Raw genomic sequence first — 8400 nt, 5'->3', positions numbered from 1 at the left:
GGGGGGGGGGGCGGGGGGGCGGTGGGGGGCGGGGGCGGCGGGGGGCGGGGGGGGGCGCCCCCCCCGCCCCTGGGCGCGCCCCCCCCCCCCCCACCGCGCCGCCCACTGCCCGCCCGACGCGACCGGACCGTCGAACTCCCCGGCGGATCCTGGCTGTTCGCCCGGCTGGCGGCCACCGAGGCACGCCAGGAGGAGATTCTGGTCGAGCACCTGCCCCGGCTGCTCGACGCCCTGCCCGCCGACGTGGACCGCTGGTTCTTCGTCCGCTACCAGGACTCCGCGCCGCACCTGCGACTGCGTTTCCACGGTGCGCCGCCGGTCCTCGCCGCCCAACTGCTGCCCACCGTGCACGACTGGGTACGGGAGCTGCACCGGGCCGGGCTCGCCGCCGACCTGCGCCTGGAGGGCTACGCGCCGGAGACCGACCGCTACGGCGGCGCCGAGGTGCTCGCCGACGCCGAGCGGGTCTTCCAGGCCGACAGCCTGGTCGCGCTGGCGGCACTGCGACTGGCCCGGACGGAGCGCTCGCTCTCCCGGGACCTGCTCGCCGCCGTGAACCTCGCCGGCACCGCGCAGGCCTTCCTGGCCGGCCGCGCGGGGCAGTCGGCGGGGCAGCTGGCGGGGCAGTCGGCGGAAGACCGCGTTCCTGACGGCGGGCCCGAGGGCCGCACCGACCTGCCCGCCGACCTGCCCACCAGCCTCTCCGCCGGCCGGCAGGCCGTACCACCGGCCGGCCCCGGCGTGCCCTCGGTCGGGGCCTGGCTGGCGGGGGTGTATCCGAAGTCGGAGCGCCACCACCAGGCGTTCCGGGCCCAGCGTGCCGCCGCGTTGCGGGCGATCGGCCCCGACGGGCCGACCGTCCCGGCGGGCGGCCTGCTGCCCGCCGACCCCGCGCTGGCCGACGCCTGGCGGCAGCGGGCCGTCGCACTCGCGCGGTACGCGAGCCGGGTGGAGACGTCGTCGGCCGACCCGGTGCTGGCCTCGCTGCTGCACATGGGCCACAACCGGCTGATCGGGATCGACCGCGAGGCCGAACGCCGCGCCTACGCACTGGCCAGGGGCGCCGTCGAGGCCCACCGGGCCCGCCGCTCCAGCCCGCGGGAGGCGCGATGAACACGACGGATCCGATCCGCGCGGTGGCCGAGTTGCTCAGCAGGCCCGGTGCGCTCGAAGAACCGGCCGCCGACGCCACAACGCCCTCGGCGTCCGCGCCGCCCGCAGCGGCGCACGCGCTCGGGGCCGGCCGCAGCGGCGCCGCGCTCGCGCTCGCCGTACTGGCCGACCGCGAGGACGACGCCGCGCTGCGCCGCGCCGCCCACGGGCACCTCGCGGCCGCCGTGAAAGCCCCCGGGGCGATGCGGGGCGGCGGACTCTTCTCCGGCGCCGCCGCGATCGCCTTCGCCGCCCGCACCATGGCGCGGCGCCCCGGCGAGTACCGCACGCTGCTCGACGGGCTGACGCCCCGGGTCCGGCAGGCCGCGGCCGGGCGCGTCGCCGACCTGCGCGCCGATCTGGCCGCCGGCACGGGCCTGCGCGCTCACACCTTCGACACCGTCTCGGGCGCGGCGGGCCTGGGCCGGCTGCTGCTCGCGCTGGAGCCGGCCGGCCCGGCGCTGGCCGACCTGCTCACCGCGCTGGTCGCGCTGGCCGAGCCCACCGGCGGCGTGCGGCCGCGCTGGTGGACCGCCGGTGGACCGGGACTGCCCGGCGCGGATCCCGGGTTCCCCCGGGGGCACCTCAACCTGGGCCTGGCACACGGAGTCCCGGGCCCGCTCGCCCTCCTGGCACTGGCCAGGCTGCGCGGTGTGCAGGTGCCCGGACAGGACGAGGCGATCGAGGCGCTGGCGAGCTGGCTCGCCGCCCGGCGGATCCCCGGCCCGCTCGACCCGGTCGATCAGGGCGCCCCGGTCGATCCGGTCGACCCGGCCGGGCCCGCCCCGACCGAGCCGGCGCCCACGGGCCGCGACGCCGCTGGGGGTCGGCCCGGTATGGGCGGTTCCTGGCCGATGACCGTGCGCGTCGAGGACGAGGAGGCCGGCCGGCTGCCGGCCGACCAGCCGACGCGGGCGGCCTGGTGCTACGGAACCCCCGGTGCGGCCCGCGCACTCTTCCTGGCGGGCGCGGCCCGCGGCCGCTCCGACTGGCGGACCACCGCCGTCGCGGCGCTGACCGACACGCTGCGCGACCCCGCCGGCTGGAACCTCCAGGGCCCCGGGCTCTGCCACGGCACCGGCGGCCTGCTGCGGATCGCCCAGCGGATGGCCGAGGACTCCGGCTCCGCCGAACTGACCGCCTGCCTGCCCGCGCTCGCCGCCACCGTCGCGGGCCGGCTCGACACGGCACTCGGCGCCTGCGACCCGCCCAGCCTCCTGGAGGGGACGGCAGGCGCGGCCCTCGCCCTGCACGCCCATGCCCGTACCCATGCCCGAGCCGCCGCGCAGGCATCCTCGGCGGGCACCGGCGACGCCGCCGAGGAGTGGGACGCCTTCCTTCTGATCTCCTGATCTCCTGATCTCCTGATCTGCCGAGCTATTGAGCTGCTCAGCTGTTGATCAGCAGGAAGGCCGTCCCACCCGCCAGGCCGTCACTTCTTCGGGAGCGCCCTACTCCACCGTCACGCTCTTCGCCAGGTTGCGCGGCTTGTCGACGTCGCGACCGAGGGCCACGGAGGCGTGGTAGGCGAGGAGTTGGAGCGGAATGTTGAGCAGCAGCGGGTCGAGCTCGGGCTCGCTCTTGGGGACGAGGACGCAGTGGTCGGCGAGCTTGTCCTCGGGGCGGCGGTGCGCGATGGCGATCACGCGGCCGGAGCGGGCCTTGATCTCACCGAGGGTGGTGAGGTTCTTGTCGAGCAGTTCGTCGTCCGGGACGAGTGCGACGGTGGGCAGTTCGGGGCTGATCAGCGCCAGCGGACCGTGCTTCAGCTCGCTCGCCGGGTAGGCCTCGGCGTGCACGTAGGAGATCTCCTTGAGCTTCTGCGCGCCCTCCCGGGCGACCGGGTAGCCGCGGACCCGGCCGATGAACATCATGCCCGCCGATCCGGCGTACTCGGCGGCGAGTTCGGCGATGGCCTCGGTCTGCGCGAGCACCTCGCGGATCTGGTCCGGCAGCGCCTTCAGGGCCGCGACGATCCGGCGGCCGTCGGCGGGCGAGAGGTCGTGGATGCGGCCGAAGTGCAGCGCGAGCAGCGCGAAGGCGACCACGGTGGAGGTGAAGGCCTTGGTGGAGGCGACCGAGATCTCCGGCCCGGCGTGCAGGTAGATGCCGCCGTCGCACTCGCGGGCGATGGCGCTGCCCACGGTGTTGACGACGCCGAGCACCCGGCCGCCCTTGCGCTTGATCTCCTGGACGGCGGCCAGCGTGTCGTAGGTCTCGCCGGACTGGCTGACCGCGATGTAGAGCGTGTCCGCCTCGATCACCGGGTTGCGGTAGCGGAACTCGGAGGCGGGTTCGCTGTGCGCGGGGATGCGGGAGAGCTCCTCGATCAGCTGGGCGCCCATCTCGCCGGCGTAGTAGGCGGATCCGCAGCCGAGGATCTTCACCCGGCGGATCTCGCGCAGCTCCCGGGCGTCCAGGTTGAGGCCGCCGAGGTGCGCGGTGGAGAAGCGCTCGTCGAGCCGGCCGCTGAGCGTGCGCTCGACCGAGCCGGGCTGCTCGTGGATCTCCTTGAGCAGGAAGTGCTCGTAGCCGCCGGTGTCGTAGGAGTCGATCTCCCAGTCCACGGTGGACGGCTGGTGGTGGGTGGTGCGGGCGTCGGTGGTGAAGGTGCGGAAGCCGTCGGCGCGGACGGTGGCCAGCTCGCCGTCCTCCAGGTGGACGACCTGGCGGGTGTAGCGGACGAGGGCGGACACGTCGGAGGCGACGAACATCTCCTTCTCACCGAGGCCGAGCACTATCGGGCTGCCGTTGCGGGCGGCCACGATCCGGTCCGGCTGCTCGGCGTCGAGCACCGCGATGCCGTAGGTGCCGACCACCCGGCCGAGGGCGGCGCGCACCGCGTCCTCCAGCTCGACGCCCTCGCCGACGTGCGCGGCGATCAGGTGGGAGAGCACCTCGCTGTCGGTCTCGGAGCGGAACACGACGCCGTCGGCGGTGAGCTTGGCGCGCAGTTCGTCGGCGTTCTCGATGATGCCGTTGTGGACGACGGCGATCCGCTCGGCGCCGTCCAGGTGCGGGTGGGCGTTGGCGTCACTGGGCACGCCGTGGGTCGCCCAGCGGGTGTGACCGATGCCGGTGCCGCCCTTGAACCGGGCCGGGACCGCGGCGGCCAGGTCGGCGACCCGGCCCTTGACCTTGCGGACCTTGAGCCCGCCGGTGCGCCCGGTGACGGCCACGCCGGCCGAGTCGTAGCCGCGGTACTCCAGCCGGGCCAGGCCCTCCAGCAGGAAGGGGGTCGCGTCCTTGGGGCCGATGTAGGCCACGATTCCGCACATGCGTGGTCTCCTCTTCGTGAATGCCGTGAATGCCGTGAATGCCGTAAATGCTGCAAGTGCCGTAAGTGCCGTGAATGCGCCGGCGCCGTGGATGCGTCAGTGCCCCGCCCCGGCAGCGCTCAGCCGTAGACGATCCGGCGCAGCTGGCGGGCCGAGAGCTCGGGTGCCGCGACCCGGCGGGCGGGGAGTTCCTCGGCGAGCCGGGTGAAGATCCGTTCGTTGGTCAGTCCGCGTGCCTGGAGCTCGCCGTGGCGGCGGCGGACATACTCCTCGGTGCTCTCGGAGAAGTACGCCAGCACCTCCGCCACGACCCGCGCCGCCTCCCGGGGCCCGAGCGGGCTGGTCCGGGTGAGGTGGGCGAGGAGGTCGTCGTGAGGGTGGGGTGAGCTCGGCACGAGTGAGGAGCCTAGGCCGCGCCGCCCGCCGGGGCCAAGAATCTTGCCCGAATTCGGGCAGACTTTACGACTTTCAGCTCAACCAACCAGTCACATGGTCATCCCCAGCCCCTCCCGACCCCTTCCCGACGCACCCTTGTAGCCACACCCCTCCGACACGTAGCGTCATTTTCCGCATACGTAGCGGAAGAACCGGAGGCTTGCTGATGTGCGGGATCACCGGATGGGTCGCCTTCAATCGTGACCTCACCGCCGAACGGGCCGTCCTCGACGCCATGACGGCCACCCAGATCTGCCGCGGCCCGGACGCCGGCGGCGTCCACCTGGAGCGACACGCCGGCCTCGGCCACCGCCGCCTCGCGGTGATCGACCTGGAGGGCGGCGTCCAGCCGATGACCGTCGAGCACGACGGCCGGCTGCTGGCCGCGCTCACCTACAGCGGCGAGGTCTACAACCACCGCGAGCTGCGCGCCGAACTGAAGGCGGCCGGACACCGCTTCCGCACCCGCAGCGACACCGAGGTCGTGCTGCACGCCTACCTGGAGTGGGGCGAGGGCCTGGCCGAACGCCTCAACGGGATGTTCGCCTTCGCGATCTGGGACGCCCGCAGCGAGGAACTGCTGCTGGTCCGCGACCGGATGGGCGTCAAGCCGCTGCACTACCACCCGACCCCCGACGGCGTGGTCTTCGGCTCCGAGGTGAAGGCCATCCTGGCCCACCCCTCGGTCCACCCGGTGGTCGACCTGGACGGGCTGCGCGAACTGCTCGCCTTCACCCGCACCCCGGGCATCACCCCCTACCGGGGCATCGTCGAGGTCCGGCCCGGGCACGTCGTCCGGGTCCGCCGCGAGGGCGTGTCGGTGCGCCGCTACTGGGCGCTGGAGGCGCGCGAGCACACCGACACCCTGGAGGCCACCGTCGCCACCGTCCGGGCCCTGCTGGACGACATCGTCCACCGCCAGCTCGATTCGGACGTCCCGCTCTGCTCGCTGCTCTCCGGCGGCCTGGACTCCAGCGCCGTCACCGCCCTCGCCGCCCGGGTCCTGCGGGCCGAGGGCGCCGGCCCGGTGCGCTCCTTCGCCGTCGACTTCGCCGGCCAGAGCGAGAACTTCCACGCCAGCGAGGTCCGGCCGACCCTGGACGGCCCGTACGCCCGGATGCTGGCCGAGCACGTCGGCGCCGACCACAACGTGATCGAGCTGGACGCCGCCGCGCTCACCGACCTCGCCCAGCGGGACGCCGTCCTGCGCGCCCGCGACCTGCCCGGCGGCTTCGGCGACATGGACATCTCGCTGCTGCTGCTCTTCCAGGGCGTGCGCCGCCAGTCCACCGTCGCCCTGTCGGGCGAGTCCGCGGACGAGCTGTTCGGCGGCTACCGCTGGTTCCACGACCCGAAGGCCGTCGCCGCCGACGACTTCCCCTGGGCGGTCTCGCTGACCGGCCTCGGCGGCCAGGGCGCCGGCCCGCGCGAACACCTGCTCGACGCCGGCCTGCTCGCCGAACTCGACCTGGCCGGCTACCGGAAGGCCCGCTACCGCGAGGCACTCGCCGAAGTCCCGCACCTGCCGGACGCCGATCCGCTGGAACGGCGGATGCGCGAGATCTCGTACCTCCACCTGACCCGCTTCGTCTGCATCCTGCTCGACCGCAAGGACCGGATGAGCATGGCCAACGGCCTGGAGGTGCGGGTGCCGTTCTGCGACCACCGGCTGGTCCAGTACGTCTTCAACACGCCGTGGGCGATGAAGCACTTCGACGGCCGGGAGAAGAGCCTGCTGCGCGCCGCCGTCCGGGACGTGCTGCCGGACGCCGTCGCCGACCGGGTGAAGAGCCCGTACCCGGTCACCGAGGACCCGCACTACCCGGCGCTGCTGCGGGCCGAGCTCGCCCGGCTCACCGCCGAGCAGAAGTCCCCGGCGCTCGCCCTGCTCGACCGGCGGCGCCTCGCCGACGCGCTCGACCCGGACACCGACCCGCAGTCCGTCCGGCTGGCCGTCGACCTCGCGCTCGAACTGCACACCTGGCTGACGGACTACCAGGTGACGCTGGACATCTGACGGCCGCCACCCCGGGCGGCGCGGCGGCTGCGACGGCGGGCCGCTGCGCCGTTCGGGTGATTGATCCGGGTGACGGATCCCGGGTGATCATCCGGAACCAACCCGCCGCGCCCGGGCGTCGGACGGTGCGGTAGCGTCGCCGACACCTCCCGAATGGCGGGCGAAAACGCGGACTCCCGCCGGCGTGCCGTCAGGATGGGAGCGAACCGTCCACCTCGATCCGCCGGGGGATCACCTCATGCAACCGCGGGTATTCGCGATTCTCACCGCCCTGCTCCTGGGCGTCCTGGGCCTCGGGTCGGTGGCCGTCACCGACTGGTCGCCCGCGCCCGGCGTCGCGGCGACGGCCCCCGCCCCCCCCCCGGGCGCCCGCGCCCCCCCCCCCCCGGTGGCGCCCGCGCGCCCGCGCGCCCCCCCCCCCCCCGCCCCCCCGCGGTGTGCCCGCTCGACGCTGCGCAACAAGCTGATGGCCGAGATGGACGCCACCGACCCCGGCGTCGCGCTCGCCGACCTCGACAAGATCACCAAGGAGAAGCCGTACACCGTGCGCTTCTGCCACCCGATCGCGCACGAGCTCGGCCACTCGGCGGTCAAGCGCTTCAACGCCGACTTCCAGAAGGTCATCTCCTTCCCGCACGAGACCTGCGCGGCCGGCTACCTGCACGGCGCGGTCGAGGAGATGCTCAACGCCTCCGCCCAGCCCGAGGTGGACCTGCTCAAGCTCTGCGCGCCCAAGAACACCGGCCCGTGCATCCACGGCGTCGGCCACGGCACCATGTTCGTCGCCAAGCAGGACGTCCCCAAGGCGCGCGAGCTGTGCAACAAGTTCCCCAGCGACCAGAACAAGATCCGCTGTTCCGAAGGGCTGTTCATGCAGCTCTTCGGCCCGGACGAGGAGGACGAGAAGGCCAAGGCGAACCTGCCCGCCGACAAGCTCGCCCAGGACCCGCTGTACCCGTGCAAGGACCAGCCGGCCCTGTTCCAGTCCGCGTGCTTCTTCTACGCCCCGACCTTCTACCTCTCCTCGCACGACTACCCGAACCACCCCGAGGTCTACGCCGACGCCCTCAAGTGGTGCCTCAGCGGCAAGGCCAGCGGCGGGGCGACCGACTGCAGCCGCGGCGTCGGCTCGCGGACGATGAAGTACAACCTCGACCGCGAGGACTGGGCCGCCCAGCAGTGCGGCACCGCCGCCGACGGCTGGCAGCGCAAGGCCTGCGCCGAGGGCCTGGTCAGCTACTACACGGTGAACTACACGGACGACGGCGCGGCCGGCCGGCTCTGCGCCAAGATCACCAACAAGGAGATGCAGGGCTACTGCCGCTCCGCCAGCGGCCTGTCCGGCTCGCTCGACTGACCCCGCCGTCCCACCGGGACCGACCGCCCCGTCTCACCTGGAGGGGGCGGGGGGGCCGCCCCCGCCCCGCGGCCCCGGCGGCGCGCGCCACCCCCGCCGCCCGACAGAGGACCGCGCGCCCCCGCGGCCCCCCCCCGCCCCCCAGGAGGCCCGCGAGACTC

5 protein-coding genes are annotated in these 8400 nt (G+C 74.2%); 3 read left to right on the top strand and 2 right to left on the bottom strand.

Features of this window, described 5'->3' with window-relative positions:
* Positions 1 to 1109 precede the first annotated feature (1109 nt).
* A complete protein-coding gene (locus ACFV6I_RS26600) occupies positions 1110 to 2504 on the top strand; it encodes a lanthionine synthetase LanC family protein (RefSeq protein WP_380428057.1) in 1395 nt (464 codons plus the stop codon).
* 99 nt (positions 2505 to 2603) lie between these two features.
* Here the strand turns inward: ACFV6I_RS26600 and glmS are convergent, their stop codons facing one another.
* Positions 2604 to 4430: a glutamine--fructose-6-phosphate transaminase (isomerizing) gene (glmS, locus tag ACFV6I_RS26595; RefSeq protein ID WP_063350342.1), complete on the bottom strand. Its 1827-nt coding sequence runs from the start codon at positions 4428 to 4430 to the stop codon at positions 2604 to 2606.
* A 119-nt stretch (positions 4431 to 4549) separates the two neighbouring features.
* Positions 4550 to 4825: a hypothetical protein gene (locus ACFV6I_RS26590; RefSeq protein ID WP_063350341.1), complete on the bottom strand. Its 276-nt coding sequence runs from the start codon at positions 4823 to 4825 to the stop codon at positions 4550 to 4552.
* Between the two features lie 206 nt (positions 4826 to 5031).
* On the opposite strand from ACFV6I_RS26590, the gene asnB reads away from it, so the two are divergent.
* Both asnB and ACFV6I_RS26580 read left to right on the top strand, forming a co-directional pair.
* A complete protein-coding gene (gene asnB / locus ACFV6I_RS26585) occupies positions 5032 to 6882 on the top strand; it encodes an asparagine synthase (glutamine-hydrolyzing) (RefSeq protein WP_380428055.1) in 1851 nt (616 codons plus the stop codon).
* 238 nt (positions 6883 to 7120) lie between these two features.
* Complete coding sequence (locus ACFV6I_RS26580; RefSeq protein ID WP_380428053.1) at positions 7121 to 8239, top strand: hypothetical protein; 1119 nt, start codon at positions 7121 to 7123, stop codon at positions 8237 to 8239.
* Positions 8240 to 8400: the final 161 nt, after the last annotated feature.

The sequence above is a fragment of the Kitasatospora sp. NPDC059803 genome (assembly GCF_042732255.1).
Lineage (GTDB): Bacteria > Actinomycetota > Actinomycetes > Streptomycetales > Streptomycetaceae > Kitasatospora.
Note: the sequence above shows the minus strand (reverse complement) of the source record. Positions and strands in the feature narration are given on the sequence as shown.